Raw genomic sequence first — 1,922 nt, 5'->3', positions numbered from 1 at the left:
TCGGGTGGTCACGCGTGAACGGGCGGTGGAGGGCGTAGCAGGCGACATCGACGCGTCGGGGGCTCGGAGGAATCAAAACGTTAGGGATCAATACAAGCCATCAAGCTAACCGTACAATGCGAGAAGTCCAGCGGGGATGGTCTGACCAACCCTACCGCTTTCTCGTTTTTTATGGGGGGAATCAAATCGATGAAAAATCTATCTCTGTTTCGGTTGACTAGCACCCAAATCATCCGCCCGAAATTTAGCGGGCGACCACGGCAATCCAGCGACGTTGCGGCCGTTGGCACCGCCGCCCGGCCACCCCACCCCCATCGATCAGGCAAGTTTCGTCCATCATACAAGACTCGGTTGCCCCTCGGACGTGATGAGCTTGCTAGCCTGATGCGAATCCGTTTCGCTCTCTCGCTGTTGGCTCTCTCGCTCTCGCTGACAATCACCTCGACCGCCTTCGCCCAGGCCGGCGCGAATATGGTCACTCAGTTCAAAGGGACGCTCAAAAGTGCCCAACCAGGCGTGCTGGTTATCACCCGCGACGACGGCACCGAGATGTTTGTTCAGCCGCCCGACGAGCTAGCCAATCTCGCCTTTGTTGCCGAAGCCAAACCTGCCTTCCTAGGCCGTGGGATGCTGATCCGATTTTCGGGTGTCTTCGACGGCGCAGGCAATCCGTTATCGAAGATTGAAAAGGTCGAAATTTTTCAGCCTGTTCCTCCGCAACAATTAAAAGGCAGCCAGCGAGACAAATTTACCCCTGGCGTCTACGGCGACCGTCACGCCAATCCTCAACAACGCGCCGAACCGCAGAAATATGAGGTGGTCGGTATCCCGATGGGGATCACCCCCAACGGCATCATGATGACGCAAGCCGGCAAGATTCCCGTCCGCTGCCAATTAGCCGAAGATGCTCAATTTGAACTGCGTCTGAACAATCTCTCTTTGGCCCAGCCCGGCGACCCGGTGTCGATCAGCGGTTTCTATCAACCTCCCGATGAAACCAAAGTCAAGGCCGAGAGCATCACGATCACCACCGATCGAGTCTATGGCGAACCGGCAGCAAACGAAAATCCACGTGGTCGCCGCAAATCTCGGAAGGATCGTGATACGGCCGACGCCGCGAAAGACGCCCCCGCCAACAAAGACGTCAGCGAAGACACTGTTCAACCCAAAGCGGCGGAGTAACCCTGCCGCCTCCTCTCTCTCTCTTTAATGATGATGCGTCCCCCGTCCTTGAGTTTGAAAGTTTGTCCATGTTGATGCGTGTCAATGGAGGCCACGTCATTGACCCAGCATCGGGAATCGACGGAGTTCACGATCTATGGATCCGCGACCAATCGATCGAGAAGCCCACTGCGAATCTGACCGCCGACAAAACAATTGACGCTACCGATTGCATCGTACTGGCGGGAGCGATCGATTTGCACACGCATATCGGTGGCGGAAAACTGACACTGGCAAGATTGCTACTGCAAGACCAGTTTCCTCGCGAGAGTGCGCGGATGAGTGAGTTTTTGCCGGCCGCTAGCGTCGTTGGCAATCGCTATCTCGACATGGGTTACACCACCTGTTTCGAGCCCGCCGTGATTCCCTGCAATGCTCGTTCGGCCCACGCCGAAATGGCCGATGCGGTCGGAATTGATACCGGTGGCTACTGCTTGCTCGGCAACGATGACGTGCTACTGAAACTGCTCGCCGAAGCGGCACCGCAAGCGATCATCAATGACTATGTTGCTTGGATGGTCACAGCAACGCAGTGCATCGCAGTGAAGGTTGTTAATCCTGGCGGGATCAGCGCGTTCAAGTTCAACACACGCGAATTTGACGTCAACACACCACACCCTCAGTACGGTGTGACTCCATCGACGATCATTCGCCGCTTGTGCCGCGCGGTTCACGAAATCGGTTTGGCTCATCCGCTGCAT

Annotated in this window: 2 protein-coding genes; both read left to right on the top strand. The window is 56.2% G+C overall.

Features of this window, described 5'->3' with window-relative positions; translation table 11 throughout:
- The first annotated feature begins 189 nt into the window (after nt 1-189).
- Nucleotides 190-1,182, top strand: coding sequence for a hypothetical protein (locus ABX962_RS35470; RefSeq protein ID WP_372726369.1), 993 nt, complete (start codon nt 190-192; stop codon nt 1,180-1,182).
- A 68-nt stretch (nt 1,183-1,250) separates the two neighbouring features.
- Nucleotides 1,251-1,922, top strand: a 672-nt coding sequence (locus tag ABX962_RS35465) for an amidohydrolase family protein (protein ID WP_372726368.1), incomplete at its 3' end; no start/stop codon positions are given.

It is taken from the genome of Novipirellula sp. (assembly GCF_041583735.1).
GTDB lineage: Bacteria > Planctomycetota > Planctomycetia > Pirellulales > Pirellulaceae > Novipirellula.
The sequence above is the reverse complement of the archived record's forward strand: the minus strand, read 5'-3'. Positions and strand labels throughout refer to the sequence as shown.

What these genes read in the sequence shown, in the direction of transcription:
- ABX962_RS35470 (WP_372726369.1), top strand. Translation starts at nt 190, where the DNA reads ATGAAAAATCTATCTCTGTTTCGGTTGACTAGCACCCAAATCATCCGC.